The organism is Candidatus Legionella polyplacis (assembly GCF_037013735.1).
Classification (GTDB): domain Bacteria; phylum Pseudomonadota; class Gammaproteobacteria; order Legionellales; family Legionellaceae; genus Legionella_E; species Legionella_E polyplacis_A.
Map to the genome: position 1 here is coordinate 80,503 of NZ_CP135136.1, position 25,306 is coordinate 105,808.

Below are 25,306 nucleotides of genomic sequence, written 5' to 3' on the forward strand. Positions count from 1 at the left end.
TAAATTTTGTTATTGTTAACAACAAAATGAAGTTTCTCACCTAATCATTATTAATTTTTTCCCCTATTCTCAGTATAGCACTTCTAGATCTAATATTATTTTTAATTTCTTCATCAGATGGCCTGATAAACTTACCAATTTGTCTAAATTTTATATTATTTTCGATAGTATAAATAGGTATTTTAGATAAATAAAATATATTGTAATTTTTATTTAACATAAATCTTTTAACTATCCTATCTTCTAAAGAATGAAAACTAATAACAACCAAACGACCTTTAATAGATAAAACTTTTAAAGTTGCTTTTAAAGCAAAAAATAAATTATCTAATTCTTTGTTTACATGTATTCTTATAGCTTGAAATACACGAGTAGCTGGATGTTTATGATTTTTCCATATTGGTACTACTTTTTTTATAACTTTAACAAGATCAAAAGTGTTATTTATATTAAATTTAATTCTTTCTTTATAAATTTCTTTAGCAATTTTTAAGGCATAACGTTCTTCTCCATATTTTTTGAATATTAATGCCATTTGATTTATATCTGTTTCATAAATAAATTTTTTGGCAGTAAAATCTTGTTGTAAATCTATTCTCATATCTAATGGTCCAGATTTTAAAAAACTGAAACCTCTAGATGGATCATTTAATTGTGCTGAAGATATACCTAAATCTAACAAAATACCGTCAATTTTTCCACAAATATTGTTTTTTTTAGCAAATTGATAAATATCTGAAAAAGAACCATGATGTATAAAAATTCTTTTATCATTTGAAAAATGAGTTTTTGCAAATTTTATAGAATTTATATCTTTATCTATAACAAAGAGCTTTCCTAAATTTGACAATTTTTTTAAAATATTAATACTATGTCCACCATATCCAAAAGTTCCATCCAAATAAATTCCATCACATTTAATGGATAATCCGTCTATTACTTCTTTTAACAAAACAGGTTTATGAATAGCATTTTCACACATTTTATATAGATTCATAAAGTATTTACTAATATATAAAATTATTATATTAAAATAATCTAATATTATTAGAATATTAAATTAATAAAAAAATAAAATACCTATTACAAAATAAATTTATATCTCATTTTCAAGATCATAGATTTTATATTTTTAATATAATATAAAAAACAAAATTTTGATAAAGTTGATTTGTAAGCCGGATTCTGTATAAGACAATCATTTATCTAGAATATATGTCACCATATATTTCAAGCGATCTACCAATTTTTTTTTTGCATAGGGCAATACAAATTTAATTTTAAATTTAAAATTAAATAATAAATTTTATTTTGATCTTGCTCCGAATGGGGTTTGCCTAGGCCAAATTTGTTTCCAAATTTGCGGTATGCTCTTACCATACCATTTCACCCTTACCTAAAAAATTTAAATCTTTTATTGTTTAAAGGCGGTATTTTTTCTGTGGCACTTTCCGTAGATTCTTATCTCCCAGGTATTACCTGGCATTCTGCCCTTTTATGGAGTCCGGACTTTCCTCTTTTATAAAAAAGCGATTGTCCAATCAACTTTATCAATTAAATTATATAAATCTTTAAAAATCACTTAAAAAAAATAATTTTTAACTAATCCAAAATCAATTTAAATAATATATACAGCATTACTTTTTTTAAAAAATATTTAATTTAAAAAAAAAATGATTAACAATAATTTTGGTTGAAATCAAAAATTTAATGTTCTTATATTAAATTAATTTATATAAAAAAACTTTCTCCACAACCACATTGTTTCTTTTGATTAGGATTTTTAAAAAGAAATTTATGATTTAATCCGTCTTGTATGTAATCAATATACAATCCTTTTATATAAAAAAAACTAAAATTATCAATATAAATTTTATAATTTTTTATAAAATCTTGAACATAATCTTCATCTTTTGGTGAAAAAACATAATCTATATTATAAGATAATCCTAAACAACCTTTTTTTTTCACTCCTATACGAAATCCTAATACATTAGGCACTTTTTTTAGAAAATAAACAAAATGTTTTTTAGCAGTATTACTTAACTTAATCATTTTATTCAATTAAACCAGTATATGTATTAATATATCAAATATTAACTATTGTAGCAATAACATTTTATAATTAACAATAAAATTATTATTACTAACACTTAATATAAATAATATTAAATATGATTAAATAATTTATTTATTTGATCATAGATAATATCAGAAGCTAATTTAATATCTTTCTCTGTAGTAAACCTTCCAAAAGATATTCTAATCGAATTTGAAGCTAAAATGTCATCAATACCTAAAGCTCGTAAAACATAAGAAGATTCTTTTGTTTCAGACAAACAAGTTGACATTTTAGATATAGCCAATTGATTTAAAGCAGACAAAAGAATATCTCCATCAATATCTCTAAACGAAATATTCAAAATATTATTAACACAATTCTTTTCGTTACTATTTAATTGAATTCCAGGAAGATTTTTAATTTTTTCCCATAATATTTTGCGTAAATATAAAAAATATTCTTGTTCTTTTTTTCTTAAAAGTTCACTTAAATAAAAAGCTTCTCCTATACCAACTATCTGATGAGTAGCTAATGTTCCGGATCTTAATCCATTTTCCTGTTTTCCACCGAATGATTGAGGAACTAAATGAATACGTTTAGGATAATTTCTTACATATAAAACACCAATTCCTTTTGGTCCATATATTTTATGCCCAGAAAAACTCATTAAATCTAAACTAATCTTATTTAAATTTATTTTTAATTTTCCCATACTTTGGGTTGCATCTACATGAAATATAATACCTTTATTATATAAAAAATCACTTATTGAACAAATATCCTGTATAACTCCTATTTCATTATTAACATGCATAATAGAAACTAAAATTGTTTTATTAGTTATAGAACTTTTAAGAACATCCAAATCTAATAATCCATTTTGTTGTGGTTTAATATAAGTTACTTTAAATCCTCTTTTTTCTAATTCTTTACAGCTATTTAATACTGATTTATGTTCAGTTTGTAAAGTAATAATATGATTACCTTTTCTTTTATAAAAATCAACTGATCCTAAAATTGCCAAATTATTTGATTCTGTTGCTCCTGATGTAAAAATAATCTCACTAGGAAAAGCATTAATTGCATTAGCAATTTTAATTCTAGATTCTTCTATTCCTTCTAAAGCCATTTTTCCATATATATGAGTTGTTGATCCTGCATTTCCATATATGCCCGATGGACCTAAATAATATATCATTTTTTCTATAACTCTAGGATCAACAGGAGTTGTTGCCATATAATCTAAATAAATAGGTAATTGTTTCATCACTTCATAAAATTTGTTAGCTATTAAAAATAATATAACTATTATTAAATATTTTATTATTTTATAATAATTGTTTTAATCTAAATTAAATATATTTAATTATTTATTTGTTCACTAATAAAAAAATATTTTATTTAAATTAACATTATAATAATATTAACTATCTATATTAATAAAACACAAAAAATTTTTATAAAATTCTAATAAAAATAAAAATATAATTTTATGATACAGAATTCTCTATTAAACATTGCTACAAAAATTATATGTATAGCAGGTAATATTTTAACAAAAAATTTAATAACTTTAAGAAATATTAAAATAAATACAAAAAAAAAAGAATATTATGAACTTATTATCAATAAGATAAAACAATTCATAATTTTAAATATTAATAAAAAATATCCAAAACATAAAATTCTAATTAATAATTATAACTATATTAACGAATCATCAATATGGATTATTGATTTAATAGATGGAATAAATAACTATATAAAAGGCTTTCCTTTTTACTGTATTTCTATTGCTTATCAAAAAAATAATAAAATAAAACATGCAATTATATATAATCCGGCCCAAAAAGAATATTTTATAACTAATAAAGGAAATGGGTCACAATTAAATAATTATCGAATTCGAGTTTCTCAGACTTATAATCTTAATTCCGCATTAATAGGAATAGAATTTTCTTCTAAAAATATATCTTTAAAAAATCAATATTTATTTAGTTTAAATACTTTATTAAAACAAAATGCAAATATCAGAAAAATAGGTTCAATTGCATTAACTTTAGCTTATGTAGCATGTGGAAAACTTGATGGAACATTAATATTCAATGATAATATAAAAAATATAATCTCTGGATCTCTATTAATTAAAGAATCAGGAGGACTCATTATTAATATAAAAAAAACAAAATCTATAAAAATAAATTATTTCACAAATGAATGCTATATTATAGCAGGAAATCCAAAAATTTTTAAAATATTACTTCAAATAACAGAATCTTTCTCTCAATCAAAAAATGTATTTTAATTTACAAATTAAAATAAATAATAGTTAATTATTAATATCTAATTTCATTATTAAACTTAAAAATCATAGATAATTGATTTATAACAGACATAATCATAATCTTAAAAAACTTTTCAATAATATTATATTTGTAACTATAATTTATTACTTTATTAATTTTAAATACATCAAAAGCAACTTGATCACTGCTAGCAAATCCATCTATTAATCCTATTATTTTTGCATCAATACCGGTCCAAAAAATCCCAGAAAATATATTTTTATATTTACTAATTTTTAATCGATTTCCTCTTCCTTTAACTACTTGTTTTATAAATCGTTTATGAATATCTAATAATATTTTATGTAATATTTTTAATTGATGAGACTTAATTGGTAAAAAAGAGTCTAAAAAATTTTTATTTTCTCCTGAAGTATATATTCTTCTAGAAATACCTAATTTTTTTATAGCTTCCACAAAACCAAAACTGTTATATAATACACCAATTGATCCAATAATACTTGATGGATTTGCATAAATGTATTCAGTTCCAGAAGCTATATAATAAGCTGCAGATGTACATATATCGACACACACAGAATATATTTTAATTTTTGGAAAATGTTTTCTATAATATTGAACTATGTTATATATATAATCAGCTTGAACGGGACTACCTCCAGGACTATTGATACGTAATACAATAGCTTTTAATCCTTTACTTTTATATGCTAAATTCATTGATTGAGAAAAATTTTCTGCATTTGCATAATATGAACTTAAAATAGGACCATTAATATCAATTAAACCAACATGCTCAATATTATAATTATCATTTCCTATATTTAAAAATTGAAACATTACAAAAAATACAAATAACACTAAAAAAATTCTTTTGATCCATATCCAAATATACTCATATTTCTGATATAATAAAAAATTATTATATTTGTTAGTAAATGAATTTTGTTTTTTAATACCTTTATTGGGCATGAAATCATTCATACTATTTTAAATAGTTATATTAAAGAACATTTAATTTAAAGAAAATATAAAGTACTAAATCTTTATACGTTATTTAATATAGTAATATTACTATAAATTTATATTATTTCAAATAATATTAAAAATTAATTAAAATTAATAAAAAAATCCTATTAAAATTCATATATATATTAATCCTATAATATAGGGAGAGATGGCCGAGAGGATTAAGGCGTTCCCCTGCTAAGGGAATATGAAAAAAATAAGTTTCATCGAGGGTTCGAATCCCTCTCTCTCCGAAAATAAACAGAATCTATGTGCCCATAGCTCAGTTTGGATAGAGCACTTGGCTACGAACCAAGAGGACGGGAGTTCAAATCTCTCTGGGCATGAAAAATTAAACTATTAAATTTTATTAAAAACCACTAAAAACATAAAAACAATATTTATATCTTTTTATAAAGAATCAAACTAATTTTTATTAGATATTAATCAGGATAATTTTATTAATTTCACATTTTTATCAACATAATTACTTAAAAATTTATTAACTAAATTAATAAAATCTAAAGGAGTTTCTAGTTTTCCACTTTCAATCAATAAAGCTTGATAATATAACATAAAAACATAATCAGAAAATAACTCATTATCATCAATATAACATAAACTTTTTATTAACGAATGATTAGGATTTATCTCAAAAATTGGACTAGATTCAGGAACTTTTTGACCAACTTCTTTTAAAAGTCTTTTCATCTCTAATCCAATATCATTGTCATCTGCTACAATACAAACTGGAAAATTTTCCAAACGATTAGTACTTCTAACATCTTTAACATATTTTTCTAAAACATTTTTTATTTTATTTATCACAACAGTTAAAGATTTTTTCTCTTTATCCTCTGAAATAGAATAAATATTCCTATCAACAATAGAATCAATTTTACCTTTACTAATAGATTGAAATTTATTTCCTTTATATTCACCTATATAACTAATCAACCATTCATCAATTTTATCAACAAGTAATAACACCTCTATATTCTTTTTCTTAAATATCTCTAATAATGGATTATTTATAGCAGACAGATAATTAGATGCTATAAGATAAAAAATTTTATTCTGATCTTTTTGCATTCTAGATATATAATCAGAAATAGACACTTTCTTTTTGTCTAAAATACTATTTGTACTAAAAAACCGCAATAACTTTAAAATATTTTCACGATTCTCATAATCTTCAATAGGACCTTCCTTTAAAAATAAACCAAAAGAATCCCAAAATTCTTCATAAATATCTGGAGATTTAATACTAATTTTTTCTAATGCAGATAAAATACGTTTTGTACAATAAGATTTTATAGAACTAACTTGTTTATTATCTTGTAACATTTCTCTAGAAATGTTTAAGGGTAATCCAAAAGTATCAACTATTCCTTTGACAAAACGTAAATAACGAGGAATAAACTGACTAGCATTGTCCATAATGAATACACGTTTTACATATAGTTTTAAACCATATTTATGATCTTTTTGATGAATATCAAAAGGGACATACTTCGGTATATAAATTAGAACAATATAATCTTTTTTTCCTTCTATTTTGCTATGAATCCACAGGAAAGGATCCTTTGAATCATTAAAAGAATTTTTATAAAATTTTTTATATTCATCATTACTAATCTGGTATTTTGATAAAGTCCATAATGCATTACTTTGATTTATTATTTCATACCTAATATTATTTTCTTCATTTAAAGAATGATTATTATTATTTTTCTCATATTTTCTCATCATAATTGGCCAACATATATGATTAGAATATTTGTTAATTATACTTCTAACACTCCAATCATTTAAATACTCATTACTATTGTCCTTTAAATAAAGAATTACCTTAGTTCCTCTACGTTTTATATTTTTTTTACTAATAGTAAATTCTCCGTAACCATCAGATTCCCAAACAATACCATTATCACTTGACAAACCAGCTTTTCTACTTTCTACTATTACTTTTTTAGAAACAATAAACGCTGAATAAAACCCAACTCCAAACTGACCAATAAGATCTATATTTTTTTCTTTATTATCAAGTAATTTATCTACAAATTCTTTTGTACCAGACTTTGCTATCATACCTAAATTTTCTATTGCTTCATTCCAATTCAATCCTATTCCATTATCACTTATAATAATAGTTTTATTTAAATCAAAATCAACTTTTATCCTTAATTCACTATCATTTTCATAAAGTGATGGATTTGATATAGCCAAAAAACGTAACTTATCTAAAGCATCTGAAGCATTAGAAATTAACTCTCTTAAAAAAATGTCTTTTTTAGAATATAAAGAATCTATTACTAATCGTAAAACACGTTTTATATCAGCATGAAAACCTAATGTTTTTTTGTTACTATTGTTATCCGAATTCATATTAAAAATTTAAACCTCAAAAAAAACTATATAGACTATCCTTTATATATAGATGAAAAAAAAAAAATCAAGTTCTTAAATTCAAAATTTTTTTTGATATCTAACATATAGTACTATTATATATAAAAATATTGAATATTAAACATTTATATGTGATATAATGATTAAATTATTGTAATTATACATTTATTAATAAAGGTATAAAATAATTAAATATAAAATAATATGAAAAAGTATAAAAAATATATTTGTGTTATTTGTGGTTTTATTTATGACGAAGAAAAAGGTTTTCCTGAAGAAAATATAAGTCCTGGTACATTATGGGAAGATATTCCAGAGAATTGGTTATGCCCGGAATGTGGAGTTACCAAAGAAGATTTTGAAAAGATATAAAAATATAAAAAGTATGAACATAATTAAAAAAAAACATGGACAATTTATCCTATATTGGTTTAGGAAGTAATCTAAACTCACCTTATAGACAATTAAAAATTGCTATTGATAATTTAAAAAAAATACCCTTTACTACTATAGTAAATATATCAAGTTTTTATTTTAACAAAGCTATTGGAAGAAAAATTCAACCTAATTTTTACAATGCAGTTGTAGCATTACAAACCATAATTGGACCTAGAAAACTATTATTTTATTGTCAAATTATTGAATTAAAACAAAAAAGAAAAAGAAATATAAAATGGCAGAGTAGAACAATTGACATTGATATTTTATTTTTTAAATCTCTTAAAATTAAAGAAAAAACATTAACCATACCCCATCCAAGAATACATATACGTAGTTTTGTAATAAAACCTCTCTTAGAAATTGCTCCTCACTTTAAAAACTATTTTTTAAGTAAATAAAGAATCCTAAAAAATAATAAAAATTAATTCCTATTAATTATAGGTATAATAAAAATTATTATTACACCAATAACAATACAAATATCAGCTATATTTAAAACTAAATTATAATTTTTATTATAATTAACATATATATAATCTATAATGTATCCTAATCTTATACGATCGAATAAATTACTTAATCCTCCACCTATTATCAAACTTATAGATAAAGAACGGATAACAGAATGTTTTTTTTTAAAAAAAAATAAACATTTCATGAAAAATAATAATATTATACTATCTATAAAAATAAAGAACCAACAATTTAAAAAATTTAATATACCAAATATTGTCCCATTATTATAAATAGGAATATTATTTATAATAAAAAAATTAAATTGATATATAAAACTAATATAAAAACATATAAAAAATAATTTTATTGATTGATCAATCAAAAAAATAATAAATATTATTAAATAATATCTAAACATAATTTTTTATTATTAAATATTTATTTTTTTAAAAACTATTTTTTACATAAAAAAAAATTTCTACAAATTTTTTATCAGAAAAATATATTTAATTTTACGCAAATATTCTTTGTTCTTCATTTCCTGTCATGTTTCCTATACAACGATTGCAAAGATCTAGATATTTTAAATTATTTCCAATATCTTTACTTCTATGCCAACATCTTTCACATTTTTTATATTTACTCTTCTTAATTAAAATTTTTATATTTGTATCAAACTGATCTAAAATCTCATTATCTATTCGGAAAATTTTAACACTTGAAACTAATAAAATAAATTTTAATTCATTCTCTATTCTCTGAAGAGATAAAAAAAATTCTCTATTTACATATAACATAACTTCAGTTTCTAAAGATGATTTAATAATTCCTAAAACACGTTGTTTTTCTAATTCTTTATTTACTTGATTACGAAGTTTTTGTATTTCATCCCAAAAATACATTTTAACATTAGAAATATTTGGCCATTTATCATACCAAGATTGAATAAATATTGAATCATTATTACTGCCAGGTATATTCTTCCAAATTTCTTCAGAAGTAAAAGACAAAATAGGGGCTAACATTCTAGTCAAAGAATGAACAATATGAAACATTGCAGTTTGGCATGAACGTCTTGCTTTGCTTTCTTTTGCGTTAGTATATTGTCTATCTTTTATAATATCTAAATAAAAACCACTCATATCTAATAAACAAAAATTATATATTTTTTGATATACAATATGAAAATTGTATTGATCATAAGCTTTGATAACTTCTTTTTGCAACCTCATACAGCGAAAAATAATCCATCTATCTATTTCTACAAGTAAAGCATTATTAAAAACTAAATGTTTTTCAGGCTCAAAATCAAATAAATTAGCTAATATATATCTTATTGTATTTCTAATACGTCTATATGCTTCTTGAATACGTCTAATATTTTCATCTGAAATATTTATTTCATTTCTATAATCAATAGAAGTTATTAACAACCGTAATATATCAGACCCATATTGATTAATTAAATCTTTCAAATTTACATAGTTTTTAGCAGATTTAGAAAATTTTTCTCCTTTAGAATCCAATATATATCCATGAGTCAAAACAGACTGATAAGGGCTACAATTATCAATTATTGTAGAAATAGTTAATGAAGAATTAAACCATCCTCTATATTGATCGTATCCTTCTAAATATAAATTTACAGGAACAATAAAATTTTTTATTTTTTTAGACAAAAAACTATAAGATGTTCCAGAATCAAACCATACATCTAAAACATCATTAATCTTGATATATTCTTTATATTCAGAACCTAAAAATAATTTAAGATCTAGGTTCAACCAACTGTCTATTCCATTTTCTTCTATTAAATTTGAAATTTTCTTTAAAAATTTATCAGTATCAGGATGCAATGTTTTAGTTGTTTTATGAATAAATAAAGGAATAGGAGTACCCCAAACTCTCTGACGAGAGATACACCAATCTGGTTTTTTGTTAATCATATCTATCATATGATTTTTTCCCCAACTTGGAATCCATTGAACTTTATTGATATTTTCAATAATTTTTTCACGTAACTTATTTTTATCCATAGATATAAACCATTGAGGGGTTGCTAAATAAATTACAGGTGTTTTGTGCCTCCAACAATGAGGATAATTATGAGTTATAAAAGTTTGATATAACAAATTATTTTTTTTTTCCAAAATTTCAATAATTTTTTTGTCAGCTTTTAACGCACTTATTCCGCCTAATAAATTGATGTCTTTAAAATAATAACCTTTTTTTGAAACTGTATTGATAATATTTAAATTATATTTTTTTCCTATTAAATAATCTTCAGGGCCATGAGCTGAAGCTATATGAACACAACCAGTTCCAGAACTAACACTAATATGATTATCTAAAATAATAGGTACTTTACGTGAATAAAATGGATGAAAAAGCAAAAAATACTCCAATTCTTTAGCATTTACATTTAATATAACTTTATATTCTACAATAGAATAACGTTTCATTACATCATCTATTAATAAACAAGATATTAAAAAATAATTTTGATACGTTTCTATTAAGCTATACTTAGCATTTGAATTTAAACAAACAGCTTCATTAGAAGGTAATGTCCATGGAGTTGTAGTCCAAATTGGAACAATAATAGGTTTATTGGATATATCTAAACAAAACTTAGAAAAAAATTTTTTTACATTAACTAAAAAAAATGCAACATCAATAGAAAACGATTGTTTTTTATCATACTCGATTTCTGCTTCTGCTAAAGAAGAATTACAGTCAATACACCAATAAATAGGTTTGAATCCGTATTCTAAATATCCTTCTTGAATAACTTTTCTTAACACACGAATAACATTTGCAACATAATGTTGATTCATTGTTAAATAGCAACTATCCCAATCAGAAAATATACCCAAACGTTTAAATTCTTTTTTTTGAAAACTAATTTGATTTTTTGCATATTTATAACATTCTTTCCTAAATTCTAAAAAATCAATATTTTTTCCACATTTCCCAAATTTTTTTTCAATATTTAATTCAATTGGTAAACCATGACAATCCCATCCTGGTATATAATTTATATTAAAATTACTAAAAATTTTAGTTTTTAGAACTATATCTTTCAAGATTTTATTTAATGCATGACCACAATGCAAATCTCCATTCGCATAAGGAGGACCATCATGCAATACAAAATTTTCACATTTCATTCTGTGTTGCTTAATTTTTTTATAGATATTTTCTGAATTCCACTTAAGTAATATTTCATATTCACGTTTTATCAAATTTGCTTTCATAGGAAATAAAGTATATGGTAAATTTAAAGTATCTTTATATTTTTTTGTCATATATATAATCAACTCCAAAATTAAATTTTATATTCTTTATATCATGATAAATTTGTATTGTTAAATCTCTAATCGATAAAAATCTTACTTCATCACGAATTTTTTTAATAAAAAAAATTCTTAATTTTTCATTATACAAATTATCATTAAAATTTAAAAAATATATTTCCAATTTAATTTGCTTTCTATTAAACGTAGGATTCTTTCCAAAATTTGCTACACCAATTAGCCAATTTCCCTTTTCTCTTTCAGCTCTTACAATAAATACACCTCTAATAGGAATTAAATTTAATCCTTTAACACTTAAATTAGCAGTAGGTATTCCAGTAATTTTTACGTCACCACTACCTTTAACAACTTTTCCTAAAATACTATAATATCTTCCTAAAAATTTAGAAGCCTCTTTAAACTTACCATTGTACAATAATCTTCTAATATAAGTAGAACTAATCCTTTTATTAAATTTTAAAAATTCTGGAAAAATCTGAATTATAATTTTACCATTTTTGCTATTATTCTTTAATAAATTAATATCACCAATTCTTTTATAACCAAATTTAAAATCTTTACCAACAAGTAAGTACTTTACATTTAAAAATGAAAAAAAATAAATTCTTAAAAATTGAATAGCCGACATACAGGCAAGATATTTATTAAACCTTAAACAAAGCACATAATTAATATTAAAGTTTTTTAATAAACATAACTTTTCTCTCAAATTTGTTAATCTATAAAACTCTTTGTTACTATTTTTAAAATATTCATTAGATTGTGGCTCAAATATCAATACCACTGTAGGTAATTTCATTTTTTCAGATTCTATACAAAATTTTTTTAATAAAGCTTGATGCCCTAAATGTACTCCATCAAAATTACCAATTGTAACTGCACTACCATTTAAAAAAAATAAACAACTATTTTTATTATCTCTCAATAAACGCATTTTTCTTTAAAAACTAAAAATAACAATTATATAAAAAATAAACCCGCTACTTTTTTTTATAAATTTGTAGCGGGTTTATTTTCATAAAAAACCAACACAAAAATTACTTTATTTACATATTAAGTTACTACTAATGAATAATGATTCTACATCATACCCATGTCACCCATATTATTCATTCCACCTGCTGAAGGATTTATTGGCTCATCCTTCTTAGGTAATTCTGCAATCATACATTCTGTAGTTAACATTAAACTTGCAACAGAAGCAGCATTTTGTAACGCTGTTCTAGTAACTTTTGTTGGATCTAATATACCCATTTCTACTAAATCTCCATATTCTCCTGTAGCAGCATTAAAACCATAATTTCCTCTATCCTTATATTCAGATACCTTATTAACAATCACAGAAGCTTCATAACCAGCATTAGCAACTATTTGACGTAAAGGAGCTTCAATAGCTCTTCTCAAAATATCTATTCCAACATTTTGATCTTCATTGTCTCCTTTAAATCCATCTAAAGCTTTCTGTGCCCTAATTAAAGCAATACCACCTCCAGCTACTATACCTTCTTCAACAGCAGCTCGAGTAGCATGCAAAGCATCTTCCACTCTAGCTTTCTTTTCTTTCATCTCGATTTCTGTAGCTGCACCAACTTTTATAACTGCAACACCACCTGCTAGTTTAGCAACACGTTCTTGTAATTTTTCACGATCATAATCCGAAGTAGTATCTTTCATTTGAATTCTAATTTGTTCAATTCTAGATTCAATATCTGATTTCTTTCCAGATCCATCAATAATAGTAGTATTTTCTTTTGTTACTACCACACGCTTTGCTGAACCTAGATCATCAATAACAGTAGATTCCAAACTTTTTCCTACTTCTTCAGATATAACCTGACCATTTGTTAATATAGCTATATCCTGTTGCATTGCTTTTCTTCGATCACCAAATCCAGGTGCCTTTACAGCACAAACCTTTACAATACCTCGCATAGTATTAACTACTAATGTAGCCAATGCTTCTCCCTCTACATCTTCTGCCACTATTAACAATGGACGTCCTGATTTAGCAACTGCTTCAAGTATAGATAACATATCACGAATGTTAGAAATTTTTTTATCTACCAATAAGATATATGGATTTTCCAACTCAGCACTCATATTTTGCTGATTATTTATAAAATAAGGGGAAATATATCCTCTATCAAATTGCATTCCTTCAACTACTAAAAGTTCATTTTCTAAACCATTTCCATCTTCAACAGTGATCACTCCCTCTTTACCTACCTTCTCCATTGCCTCAGCAATTATAGAACCTATTGCTAAATCAGCATTTGCAGAAATTGTACCTACCTGAGCTATTGCCTTACTATCTTTACATGGTTTCGACATAAACTTTAAATCTTTAGTAATGACAGTAACCGCTTTATCTATACCTCTTTTTAAATCCATAGGATTCATTCCCGCAGCAACCGCTTTATGACCTTCGACAATTATAGCACGAGCCAAAACTGTTGCTGTTGTTGTTCCATCACCAGCTGTATCTGATGTTTTAGAAGCAACTTCCTTAACCATCTGAGCTCCCATGTTTTCAAAACGATCTTCAAATTCAATTTCTTTAGCAACAGTAACACCATCTTTGGTAACTGTAGGAGCGCCAAACGATTTTTCTAAGACTACATTACGACCACTAGGTCCCATTGTAGCTTTAACCGCATCAGCTAATGCATTGACTCCTATAAGCATTTTTTGACGAGCTTTATCACCAAATCGTAATTCTTTAGCTGTAGTCATTTACAATCTCTCCTCTACGTATTTTTATTATATAAAAACTTATTATTATTATTTATCTTCAATTATTATACCCATAATATCATCTTCACGCATTACTATAAATTCTTCACCCGATAACTTTACTTCGGTTCCAGAATATTTACCGAACAAAATTCTATCACCAATTTTAACGGATAAAGTTCTAATATCACCATTATCTAACAACTTACCATCTCCAACAGCAATAACTTCTCCTTGCATTGGTTTTTCAGTTGCTGTATCTGGTATTAAGATACCAGCAGCTGTTTTACGTTCTTCCTCCATACGTTTTACAACAACTCGATCATGCAAAGGACGAATTTTTATACCACTTATCATTTCTTAATTTCTCCTAGTTTATCTTACTTTTACTTGTAATAACGAATTCTAAAAGTTTAGTAACTTAAACTTACCCTATACGTTATATGGGGCTTACAAAAATAAATTCAAGAGCAATCTTAAAAAAAAATAATTTAAGATTTAATAATAAATTTTATTTGCAAAATATATATAACACAATTAAGTAACATAAAATTAATTCGCAAATTAATGCTTTAAATAAAAAATATATACCTTTAAGTATTTTTTTAATTCTCAAGATGAATAAAACTCAATGAGTAATTACTTTATTTTCACAACATATTTATCACTTAAATACATAAATTATACTGGAATCTTGATAAAAAGACTAAAAATATTAGAAATTCCACAACATAAAAAACATAATAAAATTTTTCACCACAAAATTTAATGCTGAGAATAATCCTATCAAAAATATAATACCTTATATAATAAAAATATCATATCAACCCCATCATTCAATATTTTAAATCTATTAAAATACTTCAGACAGGGCTTAACGATATAAAAATACTATTTTATCTAATAAAAAAATAAATTTCTAAAAGATAATACTTCTCTATAAAACATATAAACATAACTTCTTCTTTAAAATATTTTAAAACTAAATCCTAAAAATAAAAATAAACAATAATACAACAGAAATACTACTATTCCTTATTTGACGAAGAAGTAAAAAATCCTAAAACACTTAAAATGCTTATAAATAAATTATATATAGATACATATAATGACAATGTAGCCATAATATAATTAGTTTCTCCACCATAAACAATCTCGCTGGTCTGAAATAAAATTAATCCAGAAGAAAGTAAAATAAACAATGAGGATATTATTAATTCTATAATTTGTATATGAAAAACAACACCAACAATCATAAACAAAAAAGATACCATTGTAGAAACAAATAAAAATCCAGATAAAAAATTAAAATCCTTACGTGTCACTAATACATAACCGGATAATGCAAAAAAAATTACTCCAGTTCCTCCTAATGCAACATTAACCAAATGATATCCATTTGCAAAATTCATTACATAATAATTAATAGTTGGACCTAAAGAATATCCTAAGAAACCAGTAAATGCAAATACACTTAATAATCCTAATGAACTATGTCTTAACGAATTAGTTAAAAACATTAATCCATATACTCCAAAAATCATTAATAATGGATTTAAAGGTTGTACATTAAAAATAAATGCTAAATAAGCTATTAAAGAACTAAACATAAACGTCATACCTAATAACAAATAAGTATTTCTCAAAACTTTATTAGTTTCAATTAATACATTGCGATGTCTACTAGCAAAACTTACATTTCTATTCATATATAAACTCCGAATTTATTATTTTTCTAATTAGTTTAGCATATTAAAAAGTAATACTCCATTTTTAAACTTAAAATAATATCTTATAACAAAAATACAATAATTCTTAACACAACACTTATTTATACTTAATAAAAGTATTTTTTATTTCTTGATAAAATATTGCTATTATACTTATAATAAATAATCTCACAAAAAACAAGTGCATAACAAATAAGGCATATTATATGGAAAATAACGATAATATATTAGACACAGCTAAAAATATATTACTAAATTCAACAGACATAGATGAACAAATTATAAATAAAATAATCACATCGACCTTGATACATAATGATTCCAGTACAGATCTATATTTTCAAAACAAAATATATGAATCCTGGTACATTGAAGATTCAAAAATTAAAAATGGACATTTTTCCATCAAACATGGATTTGGAATGCGATCTATTATAGATGAAAAAATTAATTATACATATTGCGATGATATATCTCTATCTTCTATTAAAGAAGCAATGAAAATAATACAATCAATTCATGCAAATAAAAAAATAAACATATCTAAAAATTTAAAAAAGAAGAAAACATATATAGAAAAAATATATCATGAAATGAAACAATATTATTCTTCGATAAATCCAATTGATAATATAAGTCAAGAAAAAAAAATATCTATACTTCAAATGATAGATAAAGAAGCTAGAAAATTAGATCCAAGAGTTATTCAAGTATCCGCTTCATTAAACGGATGTTTTGAAGCAATTATTATTGCAAATTCAAATCTACAAAACAAATTAATAGCAGATATTAGACCATTAGTTAGTATAAAAATTAAAATAGTTGTAGAAGGAAAAAATGGGAAAAAAGAAACAGCACAAATTGGTGGAGGAGGAAGGACTTCTTACTCATATTTTTTTCAAAATAAAAAAGCAATAACATACGCTAAAGAAGCAGTAAAAGAAGCAATAACTAATCTTGAATCATTAGATGCTCCAGCAGGAAGCATGCCAGTTGTATTGGGACCTGGATGGCCTGGAATTTTATTACATGAAGCTATAGGACACGGATTAGAAGGTGATTTCAATAGAAAAAAATTATCAGCATTTTCTGGGAAAATTGGAGAACAAATAGCTTCTAAAGAAGTAACAATTGTGGACAACGGAACATTAAAAAATAAACGAGGATCTATAAATATAGATGATGAAGGAACACCATCGCAATGTACTACATTAATTGAAAATGGAATACTAAAAAACTATATGCAAGACAACTTCAATGCTAAATTAATGAAAACTAAATCAACTGGAAATTGCCGACGTGAATCTTATGAGTATCCTCCTATTCCGAGAATGACAAACACATACATGTTACCTGGAAAATTCAATCCTAAAGAAATAATTGAATCAGTAAAATACGGAATATATGCAACCAACTTTGATGGAGGTCAAGTAGATATTACATCTGGGCAATTTGTTTTCTCTAGCAATAAAGCTTATCTTATAAAAAATGGAAAAATTAGTAATCCAATAAAAGGAGCAACTTTAATAGGAAATGGAACAGAAATAATGAATAGAATAAGCATGATCGGAAATGATCTAAATTTAGACTATGGAATTGGAACGTGTATAAAAGATAATCAATCTATTCCAGTCGGAGTTGGTCAACCTACCATAAAAATAGATACTATTACTGTTGGAGGAACGAAAAACAAATAAAACATGAAAAAACAAATTTTTCTAAAAAAAATACTTTTTCTACCGTTACAAAATTAATCATAAATTATTACATTATAATTAATAACTATATAAATAATATTTTATCACTACATAATCAAAAAAATTATTCATAAATATAGATAGATCAATATTTTTAAAAAAGATTTTTTTTACAAAAAAAATAAAATTATCACTTTGATACCAATCAATCTTATTTAAATTAGACTTAAAATTTTATTAAACTTTTTTTTTAAAATATCACTTAAACCAACCTTATAAACTGAAGGACGAAATAAACATTTATATTTATTAGGCAAAAATTCTAAACGTTTACTACTATATTTGCTAATATCTACTAATTCTTTCGAAGAAAATAAACGCCTGCCTTTCTCCATAACTTTATGTAATAAAGGTTTCTGATCATATTTATCAATAAATAAAGATTTTTTATTATTAAAAGGATGATGCATAACAGAAACTTTATGTTCTTCACTTAAAGAAATTACATCTGCTCCTAAAAAATATCCATTTTTATCTAAAACTCTATATACTTGTTTTTTATAAGGAAAATTTTTTTTGTAAATATCATCAGAGTATTTAATACTTGGATTACAATTTAAAAAAGAAAGTTTATAAACACCATCTAATGCTGCATCAGGATAACCAATAACTAAATCAGTTCCTACTCCAAAAATATCAATAGGAATTTTTTTATCCAGTAAATCTTTAATAACATATTCATTTAACTGATTAGAAACAGCAATTTTAATATAGTCCAAACCAGCAATATTAAGAGCATATCTTACTTTCTTTCCTAAATAAAATAAATCTCCACTATCTAATCTTACACCCATTAATTTTTTACCAGTTTTTTCTATTTCTTTAGCAACTTTAATTGCATTGGGAATTCCACTATACAAAGTATTATATGTATCTAACAAAAAAAGACATGATTTAGGCCAAATAGAAAAAAAATCACGAAAAGCATCAGACTCTTTTTTATAACTTTGTACAAAAGAATGTGTCATAGTGCCAAATACAGGTACTTGATAATCACGACCAATACTAACATTACTTGTACTATTAAAACCACCAATAATAGATGCTCTACTTGCATGATATCCACCTAAACCTTGAGATCTTCTTAATCCACAATCAAATAATTGACAATTTCCAGCAATTCTTCGTATTCTGCTAGCCTTTGTAGCAATTAAAGTTTGAAAGTTTAAAATATTAAGCAATATAGTCTCAATTAATTGAGCTTCAATTAAATTGGCTTCAATAATAACTAATGGGCAAAATGGAAAAACTATCTCTCCTTCTAATACTGAATAAACAGTACCATTAAATCGAAAATTTTTTAAATAATTAATAAAATTGGAATGATACTTAAGTTCTTTAAAATATTTTTCATCAATTTCATCAAAATGAAACTTTTCGATCGCATTAAGTAAATTATCTAAACCAGCAAAAACTGCATATCCACCATTAAAGGGAATTTTACGAAAAAAATAGTCAAAAATAGCTCTATCTTTACTTTTTTTTCTTAAAAAATATACCTGCGCAGTTGTTAACTGATAATGATCAATATAACTCCCAGTCAATGCAAACATTTATAAAATCTCCAAAATTATATATATAAAATACTATATATTCATATACATTAAAATTCCTATATATAAAAAAATAATATATTACTAACAACAATTTTAAAAAAATTTATATTTATAACAAAAATAATTTTTTTTATATACAAAATCATTAATCACACTTAATATAACATTAATATCCATTAATATTTTTGATAAAAAATCATTTTTAAATTTAATTGATCCTTAAATAAAAAATATAGTAAGATCATAATTGTTTATAAAAATAAATATTAGCAATTATTTTGTCTATAGAAAAAATAAATAAATGAACAATAAAACTCTAGAATATTATTCAAAACGACACGAATTTTTTTTGAAAAATATTTTTCATGATATTGATATTCCATCTAAACGTATTAAAAAAGCAATTCTATATACACTTTTCCCTGGTGGAAAAAGAATAAGACCAATGTTAGTTTATTTATGTGGAGAATTATTTGGAATTAAAAAAAAATCTATATTAGATATTATCGCTGTGTCAATTGAATTAATACATTGCTATTCATTAATACATGATGATTTACCATCAATGGATAATGATGATTATCGAAGAGGCAAGCTAAGTTGCCACAAATTCTTTGATGAAGCAACTGCTATTTTAACTGGAAATGCTATGCAAGCGTTTGCTACTGATTTTCTATTAAAAAAATTATCTAAATTATTAAAACCTAACAAAATAATATCAATTGTACATATACTTTTATTAAGTTCTGGATTACAAGGAATAATCAGTGGGCAAAGTTTAGATTTACATATAACAAAAAATCATCACTTAAATAAAAAAACATTATATAAAATATACATGTTAAAAACAGAAAAATTAATTTCTGCATGTTTCAAAATGGTTTATAAAATCCCTACAAATCCATCATCCCTAATTATAAAAATAGTAAATAAATATGCACATTATTTAAGTTTAGCATTACAAATTCAAAATGATTATTTAGATTTTTATAATAAAAATTTTTCAGGAAAAAAACGATCTTCAGATTTTATAAACCAAAAAAAGACATTTGCAACACTATATGATAAAAATAAACTAAATAATATTATAAACACATATTTTCAAAAAGCTAAAAATATTATCCTTCCATTAGGAAAAAAATCTAAAAATTTGATTTTTTTAACAAAAAAATTAGAAAATTATACTAATCCAAATATAATAAACTATAAATATAAACAATCAAAAAAATAAAAACAATTTTATTTATCATATTTTGAATTATATACATATATTATATATATAAACAATCCCAACAACAAAAAAAATACAGGACCAAACCATAAAATAATAGTTTGAACTGTAATAAATGGATTTAATAATATAAAAGAACCATATTTACTAACTATGTAATTAATAATACTAACATCATTTTCACCATTCATTATTAACATATAAATTTTATTTTTTAAATTATTAGAAAATTCTGAATTAGAATTTAATAAATCCTGATTTTGACAAACAAGACACCTAAAGTTTTTTAATAAATATATAAAACGATCCTTTTCTTGTATTACATGAAAAGGATAAAAAACTTTTGTCATTCCAACCAGCAAAAAAAAAGAAAATATTAAAAATAATCTAATCACTTTTATAATTTATTATTATAAACTTTTAATTTTCGGCAAAAAAATTGTTTTCCATACTTTCTTGCTTAATTCTCCAACATAACAAATCCTAACAATTCCATTTTTATCTACTAAAAAAGTAGTAGGAAAATTATAAATTCCCAAATCAATAGATATTTCTCCATTATAATCTGTAATTATAAACTTATAAGGATTTCCCCAAATAAATAACCATTTTTTTATACTATAAATATCATTTTTATAATTTAAACCATATATATAAAAACCCTTTTTAGATAAAAACATCAATAAATTTCGTTCCTCAATAGAAGAATCATAATAATTTGTCCATACATTTAATAATGATAAATGTCCTTTCATATTTTTAAATAAACTAATTTTTTTTCCTTTATTAGAAATAAATTGATACTTAAATAAATTTTTTCCTAAATATGAACAATAAAACTGTTCTTTTTTAAGAAATAAAGCTTTAAAAAAAAGATATAATAACAAAAAAGTTAAGATAAAACTTAAACTAAACCAAAAAACTATATTTATTTTCCTAAAAATTTTTTTATATAAAAACATAATTTCTTTTTGTTAAATTTTGATAAATATGGTGCTATTAATCCAAATAAACCACCACAAAAAATTAATATTCCACCACACCATATCCACCTAATAAATGGTTCATAATAAAAATATATAACCCATTCTGTATTAGATATAGGATCTCCTAAAGTTATATATATATCACGAAAAAAATTTTTATCAATACCTGCTATGCTTTTTACCATGTTAGTTACATTATAAATACGTTTTTCTGAATAAATATTTTTTACATAATTATTATTCTTGTATACAAAAAATTGAGCTTTTATACCATGATAATTTGGTCCATACAAAGGCAACTCATCAAAAAAATAAATTTTGTATCCTGAAAAATAAGCAATGTCTTTTAAATTCATACTAACAATCTCTTGATTCTTATATGCTGAAGAAAGCACAATACCTATTAACATAATTGCAATACCAAAATGTGAAATTATCATTCCAAAAAATGAAAATCTTATTTTTTCTTTATTTAAATAATATTTATTTATACGTACCAAAACTAATTGTAATAAATTTAAAATAATATAAAATGATAAAGATACCCCTAATAAAGCATAAATTTTAATTACATTAAAAAACAAATATAAAAAAATAAAAGATATAAAAAAACTTATACAAATAATATATTTAAAATTACATTTCTTTTTGATCAAAAAAACATTATCAAAATATAAATTAATTCCAAAACCCATAATTAATATTAAAGGTAATATCAAAAAACTAAACATAACATTAAAATATGGAGCTCCAACAGATATTTTTCCATAACCTAAAACATCAATTATAATTGGATATATTGTTCCTAAAAAAATAGTTATAGTACATGTAATCAACAAAATATTGTTTAATAATAAAATTCTTTCATAAAAACTAAACAAAACATTTCTTTTACTTGCAAAGAAAAAATTTTTTATTTTTAAGGAAAAAAATATTAAAAAACAAATTACTAATAAAAAGAAAAAACATAAAATATAAAAACTTTTCTTAGGATCTATAGAAAAAGAATGTACTGATATTAAAATTCCTGATCTTACTAAAAAAGTACCTATAAGACTTAAAAAAAAAGAAACAACAACCAACAAAATACTCCTAATACTTAAATATTTTTTTTTCTCATCTATTAATAAAGAATGCAATAAAGCAGTGCCAATCAACCAAGGCATTAAAGAAATATTCTCCACCGGATCCCAAAACCACCATCCACCCCATCCAAGCTCCCTATAAGCCCACCAACTACCTAAAATAATACCTATAGTCAAAAAACACCATGAAAATAAAACTAAAGGTCTTATTAATTCCCACCAAAATATTTCTTTTCTATTTTCCTTAAAAAATAAGATTGTCATAACAAAAGAAAAAATTATAGAAAATCCAACATATCCTATATAAAGAATAGGAGGATGTAATAAAAAACCTACATCTTGTAATATAGGATTTAGATCAAATCCATTGGAAAAATGTAAAAAAAATTGACGTTCAAATGGATTAGATTCCAATAATAAAAAAACAAAAAATCCAATACTTAAAACCCCCAATACAACTAACGAATAAAGTCTATTTATTAGTTTAAATCCCATAGAAAAATAACTAATTATTAACATCCAAAAACTAAGTATTAAAATCCAAAATAATATAGATCCTTCATGACCACTCCAAACAGCACACACTTTATAAAACCATGGTAAATATAAACTAGAATTAGTTAATACATAAGTTACAGTAAAATCATTTTTTACGAAACATAAAACAAGACAAAAATAAGAAAAAAAAACAAATAAAAACTGCATTCTTGCATATAAAAAAATTATTTTTCCCAAAAAAACCTTATTTTCTTTCCAAATTTTAAAAATAGGAACCACAACAATTAGTATAGAAAATACTAAAGCAATAAACAAAAAAAATAAACCAATTTCAGCAATCATAAAATATACTCGTATTAATAATTATTAAATAAAATAAAATAACATTACTTATTAAAATTAAAAATCTTTTTTTTATAAGGTATATAATTAGCACTATGTTTAGATAAAACTTCTGTTGCTACAAAAATCTTTTTACCATAAATAATTTTACCCTTTACTACTACTTCTTGCCCTTCCTTAAATAAATTTGGCAAAATTCCATTATAAATTACTGTAAAAGTATTTCTATAATCAGTTAATCGAAACTTAACAAAAAATCTAGATCCTCTAAAAATACTATTTTTTACAACCACTCCACCTAAACGAATAGTACAATTTTTTTGAAATTTTTTGTGTAAAATCTGTGTTGGAGTATAAAAAAAATTAACATTATTTTTTAATAAAATTAATGTTACACTTACTAATAAAGTAATTAAAATAAAAGTAAAAAAAACTAATAACATTTTATTTATTTTTATCCTACTCATCTTTTATTTTTTTTTAAATAAAATTTATAAATTTTACTTTTTAATTTTAAATATTTTATTTTTAAAATAAAAAAATTAATCAATAATGTAACAACCACTATAATATAAGAAATCCATACATAAAATGTATAATCTCCCATTTTAAAAACAATAAAAATTTTTCTCATAATTTCTTTAATATAATAAGAGATTTAATCCATTTAACATCATATTCGTGTAAAATAATTTCATAACAAATTTTTTGAAATACAAACCAAAAACAATAACTAATAAATCCTAATAATGTCATTATTAATGGATAATACATGCTAAAGGTAATTTTAGAACCGTAAAAAAGGGAAAAAGTAGACCCTTGATGCAAAGTACTCCACCAAATAACAGAATAATGAATAATCGGTAAATCAACTAAACCAACTAATATCAAAATAGATACTATCTTAAAATTCTTTTCTCTATTTACATAATTACTATTACCAACAATAAAAATTGATAAATATATAAAAAATAAAATTAATTCTGAAGTTAAACGAGCATCCCAAACCCACCAAGTTCCCCAAATTGGTTTCCCCCATATACTACCAGTTATAAGGGTTAAAAATGTCATTAAAACACCTAAAACAACACAACTATCCAATAAAATAATAATTATTCTAATTTCTAAAGTAAGAAAAATCAATGCCAAAAAAGCCATAATAATATAAATCATTATAGATAAAAAAGCAATTGGTACATGTACATACATAATTCTAAAAGCATCTCCTTGATAATAGTCTGATGGAGAAAAAAATAATCCACATAAAAAACCTAAAATCAAAAAAATACAAAAAATAATATTAAATCGTTTAGACCATCTTTCAGCAAATAAATAAGTTCTTTCAGTATAAAAACGCGATTTAAAAAATAACTTAAACATAAACTATAA

The 25,306-nt window shown here is 23.3% G+C and carries 23 protein-coding genes, 2 tRNA genes and 1 other RNA gene; 7 read left to right on the plus strand and 19 right to left on the minus strand.

Annotated features, from left to right (window positions below):
• Positions 1 to 40 precede the first annotated feature (40 nt).
• From rsmH to RQL38_RS00415, 4 genes are all read right to left on the minus strand, one after another.
• Positions 41 to 997 carry a 16S rRNA (cytosine(1402)-N(4))-methyltransferase RsmH gene (gene rsmH, locus RQL38_RS00400; protein ID WP_338521706.1) on the minus strand — a complete coding sequence of 319 codons (957 nt, stop codon included), beginning with the start codon at positions 995 to 997 and terminating at the stop codon, positions 41 to 43.
• 161 nt (positions 998 to 1,158) lie between these two features.
• Positions 1,159 to 1,549, minus strand: an RNA gene (gene rnpB / locus RQL38_RS00405) — RNase P RNA component class A.
• Between the two features lie 182 nt (positions 1,550 to 1,731).
• The gene (locus RQL38_RS00410; protein WP_338521708.1) at positions 1,732 to 2,055 is read right to left on the minus strand and encodes an iron-sulfur cluster assembly accessory protein; all 324 of its coding nucleotides are present in this window, start codon (positions 2,053 to 2,055) and stop codon (positions 1,732 to 1,734) included.
• Positions 2,056 to 2,168: 113 nt separating this feature from the next.
• Positions 2,169 to 3,329: an aminotransferase class V-fold PLP-dependent enzyme gene (locus tag RQL38_RS00415; RefSeq protein WP_338521710.1), complete on the minus strand. Its 1,161-nt coding sequence runs from the start codon at positions 3,327 to 3,329 to the stop codon at positions 2,169 to 2,171.
• A 225-nt stretch (positions 3,330 to 3,554) separates the two neighbouring features.
• Here RQL38_RS00415 and RQL38_RS00420 point away from each other — a divergent pair, with 225 nt between their 5' ends.
• Positions 3,555 to 4,367, plus strand: coding sequence for an inositol monophosphatase family protein (locus RQL38_RS00420; RefSeq protein ID WP_338521712.1), 813 nt, complete (start codon positions 3,555 to 3,557; stop codon positions 4,365 to 4,367).
• 31 nt (positions 4,368 to 4,398) lie between these two features.
• Here RQL38_RS00420 and RQL38_RS00425 read toward each other — a convergent pair whose 3' ends face one another.
• A complete protein-coding gene (locus RQL38_RS00425) occupies positions 4,399 to 5,340 on the minus strand; it encodes a S49 family peptidase (RefSeq protein WP_338521714.1) in 942 nt (313 codons plus the stop codon).
• Positions 5,341 to 5,539: 199 nt separating this feature from the next.
• Here RQL38_RS00425 and RQL38_RS00430 point away from each other — a divergent pair.
• Both RQL38_RS00430 and RQL38_RS00435 read left to right on the plus strand, forming a co-directional pair.
• Positions 5,540 to 5,630, plus strand: a tRNA-Ser gene (locus RQL38_RS00430).
• 18 nt (positions 5,631 to 5,648) lie between these two features.
• A tRNA-Arg gene (locus RQL38_RS00435) sits at positions 5,649 to 5,723 on the plus strand.
• Between the two features lie 100 nt (positions 5,724 to 5,823).
• On the opposite strand, the gene htpG is transcribed toward RQL38_RS00435, so the two are convergent.
• Positions 5,824 to 7,764, minus strand: coding sequence for a molecular chaperone HtpG (htpG, locus tag RQL38_RS00440; protein ID WP_338521716.1), 1,941 nt, complete (start codon positions 7,762 to 7,764; stop codon positions 5,824 to 5,826).
• Between the two features lie 225 nt (positions 7,765 to 7,989).
• Between htpG and RQL38_RS00445 the strand changes: the two genes are divergently transcribed.
• Positions 7,990 to 8,157 carry a rubredoxin gene (locus tag RQL38_RS00445; RefSeq protein WP_338521718.1) on the plus strand — a complete coding sequence of 56 codons (168 nt, stop codon included), beginning with the start codon at positions 7,990 to 7,992 and terminating at the stop codon, positions 8,155 to 8,157.
• A gap of 35 nt (positions 8,158 to 8,192) precedes the next feature.
• The gene (gene folK, locus RQL38_RS00450; RefSeq protein WP_338521720.1) at positions 8,193 to 8,624 is read left to right on the plus strand and encodes a 2-amino-4-hydroxy-6-hydroxymethyldihydropteridine diphosphokinase; all 432 of its coding nucleotides are present in this window, start codon (positions 8,193 to 8,195) and stop codon (positions 8,622 to 8,624) included.
• A gap of 23 nt (positions 8,625 to 8,647) precedes the next feature.
• Here folK and RQL38_RS00455 read toward each other — a convergent pair whose 3' ends face one another.
• The 6 genes from RQL38_RS00455 to RQL38_RS00480 form a co-directional block, all read right to left on the minus strand.
• Positions 8,648 to 9,100, minus strand: coding sequence for a signal peptidase II (locus RQL38_RS00455; protein ID WP_338521722.1), 453 nt, complete (start codon positions 9,098 to 9,100; stop codon positions 8,648 to 8,650).
• 94 nt (positions 9,101 to 9,194) lie between these two features.
• Positions 9,195 to 11,990, minus strand: a complete 2,796-nt coding sequence (gene ileS / locus RQL38_RS00460; protein WP_338521724.1) for an isoleucine--tRNA ligase — start codon at positions 11,988 to 11,990, stop codon at positions 9,195 to 9,197.
• Complete coding sequence (gene ribF / locus RQL38_RS00465) at positions 11,974 to 12,933, minus strand: riboflavin biosynthesis protein RibF (RefSeq protein ID WP_338521726.1); 960 nt, start codon at positions 12,931 to 12,933, stop codon at positions 11,974 to 11,976. The genes ileS and ribF overlap by 17 nt, the downstream gene beginning before the upstream one ends.
• Before the next feature lie 146 nt (positions 12,934 to 13,079).
• Positions 13,080 to 14,732 carry a chaperonin GroEL gene (gene groL / locus RQL38_RS00470; RefSeq protein ID WP_338521728.1) on the minus strand — a complete coding sequence of 551 codons (1,653 nt, stop codon included), beginning with the start codon at positions 14,730 to 14,732 and terminating at the stop codon, positions 13,080 to 13,082.
• A gap of 48 nt (positions 14,733 to 14,780) precedes the next feature.
• Positions 14,781 to 15,077 carry a co-chaperone GroES gene (groES, locus tag RQL38_RS00475; RefSeq protein WP_100115020.1) on the minus strand — a complete coding sequence of 99 codons (297 nt, stop codon included), beginning with the start codon at positions 15,075 to 15,077 and terminating at the stop codon, positions 14,781 to 14,783.
• Positions 15,078 to 15,760: 683 nt separating this feature from the next.
• Positions 15,761 to 16,441 carry a Bax inhibitor-1/YccA family protein gene (locus RQL38_RS00480; RefSeq protein ID WP_338521729.1) on the minus strand — a complete coding sequence of 227 codons (681 nt, stop codon included), beginning with the start codon at positions 16,439 to 16,441 and terminating at the stop codon, positions 15,761 to 15,763.
• Between the two features lie 227 nt (positions 16,442 to 16,668).
• Here RQL38_RS00480 and tldD point away from each other — a divergent pair, with 227 nt between their 5' ends.
• A complete protein-coding gene (gene tldD / locus RQL38_RS00485; RefSeq protein ID WP_338521731.1) occupies positions 16,669 to 18,159 on the plus strand; it encodes a metalloprotease TldD in 1,491 nt (496 codons plus the stop codon).
• Between the two features lie 215 nt (positions 18,160 to 18,374).
• On the opposite strand, the gene RQL38_RS00490 is transcribed toward tldD, so the two are convergent.
• Complete coding sequence (locus tag RQL38_RS00490; protein WP_338521733.1) at positions 18,375 to 19,772, minus strand: nicotinate phosphoribosyltransferase; 1,398 nt, start codon at positions 19,770 to 19,772, stop codon at positions 18,375 to 18,377.
• A gap of 304 nt (positions 19,773 to 20,076) precedes the next feature.
• Here RQL38_RS00490 and RQL38_RS00495 point away from each other — a divergent pair, with 304 nt between their 5' ends.
• A complete protein-coding gene (locus RQL38_RS00495) occupies positions 20,077 to 21,006 on the plus strand; it encodes a polyprenyl synthetase family protein (RefSeq protein WP_338521735.1) in 930 nt (309 codons plus the stop codon).
• Positions 21,007 to 21,014: 8 nt separating this feature from the next.
• Here the strand turns inward: RQL38_RS00495 and RQL38_RS00500 are convergent, their stop codons facing one another.
• From RQL38_RS00500 to ccmC, 6 genes are read right to left on the minus strand one after another with little or no spacing between them, the layout of a single operon-like run.
• Positions 21,015 to 21,401, minus strand: a complete 387-nt coding sequence (locus RQL38_RS00500) for a cytochrome c-type biogenesis protein (RefSeq protein ID WP_338521736.1) — start codon at positions 21,399 to 21,401, stop codon at positions 21,015 to 21,017.
• A 15-nt stretch (positions 21,402 to 21,416) separates the two neighbouring features.
• Positions 21,417 to 21,968, minus strand: coding sequence for a redoxin family protein (locus tag RQL38_RS00505; protein ID WP_338521738.1), 552 nt, complete (start codon positions 21,966 to 21,968; stop codon positions 21,417 to 21,419).
• The gene (locus tag RQL38_RS00510) at positions 21,935 to 23,917 is read right to left on the minus strand and encodes a heme lyase CcmF/NrfE family subunit (protein WP_338521740.1); all 1,983 of its coding nucleotides are present in this window, start codon (positions 23,915 to 23,917) and stop codon (positions 21,935 to 21,937) included. Before RQL38_RS00510 ends, RQL38_RS00505 begins: the two co-directional genes overlap by 34 nt.
• A gap of 44 nt (positions 23,918 to 23,961) precedes the next feature.
• The gene (locus tag RQL38_RS00515) at positions 23,962 to 24,384 is read right to left on the minus strand and encodes a cytochrome c maturation protein CcmE (RefSeq protein ID WP_338521741.1); all 423 of its coding nucleotides are present in this window, start codon (positions 24,382 to 24,384) and stop codon (positions 23,962 to 23,964) included.
• Positions 24,381 to 24,551: a heme exporter protein CcmD gene (ccmD, locus tag RQL38_RS02605; RefSeq protein WP_422388205.1), complete on the minus strand. Its 171-nt coding sequence runs from the start codon at positions 24,549 to 24,551 to the stop codon at positions 24,381 to 24,383. The genes RQL38_RS00515 and ccmD overlap by 4 nt, the downstream gene beginning before the upstream one ends.
• Complete coding sequence (ccmC, locus tag RQL38_RS00520; RefSeq protein ID WP_338521742.1) at positions 24,548 to 25,297, minus strand: heme ABC transporter permease CcmC; 750 nt, start codon at positions 25,295 to 25,297, stop codon at positions 24,548 to 24,550. Before ccmC ends, ccmD begins: the two co-directional genes overlap by 4 nt.
• Positions 25,298 to 25,306: the final 9 nt, after the last annotated feature.